The 670-nt window shown below is 55.4% G+C and carries 1 pseudogene; it reads left to right on the top strand.

Annotated features, from left to right (window positions below):
- Window positions 1–128: 128 nt before the first annotated feature.
- Window positions 129–449: pseudogene (locus C2862_RS25050) on the top strand (tyrosine-type recombinase/integrase); the annotation flags it as partial.
- Between the last annotated feature and the right edge of the window lie 221 nt (window positions 450–670).

Below are 670 nucleotides of genomic sequence, written 5' to 3'. Positions count from 1 at the left end.
TACTGGCTGCCGGCTTCGCTGACCATGCGCACGGCGCGCTCGATGACTTCAGGGGAATACTTGGGTTGCTTTTTCATAGCTCCATTCTCTCAAACAATGGAGCCTCTACAAAACCCGGGGCGATTCACTCGGTGCTTGCCTGGATCGATCGGCACCAGCTGTCCGGAAGCCAGTATCTGTTCCCAAGCCGAGTGAGCGAGTCGCCACACCTGTCTACCCGCCAGTACGCGCGCATCGTCACTAAGTGGGTGGAATCGATCGGCCTAGATGCGACCGCTTACGGAACACATTCGATGCGCAGAACAAAAGCGACTCTCATCTACCGGCGAACTAAAAATCTTCGAGCAGTTCAGTTGCTTCTTGGGCATACTAAGCTCGAGAGCACCGTGAGATATCTTGGGATCGAGGTCGATGATGCCCTTGAGATCGCGGAGCAGACCGAGGTCTGACCCGGCCGTTAGCCGACTGCAGCAGAGGCTGGCCGGTCGCCTGTTATGATCGCGGACTGCAGTCGACAATTGCTATACGCTAAACGGCCGAGATCGGCCACCAGCGGTCGTTCACAAACTTGTTCTGGAATACCTGAATGATCCATATGGAAGAAATGCGTCAGCTACTTTGTCGCACTTATCCGGGCCTTCGTGATCGCGTTGTCGCTTCTGCTGACGAA

Origin of the sequence: Massilia sp. Mn16-1_5 (assembly GCF_004798585.1) — a bacterium.
Classification (GTDB): Bacteria; Pseudomonadota; Gammaproteobacteria; order Burkholderiales; family Burkholderiaceae_D; genus Telluria.
This window is presented reverse-complemented; position numbering and strand designations above follow the sequence as displayed.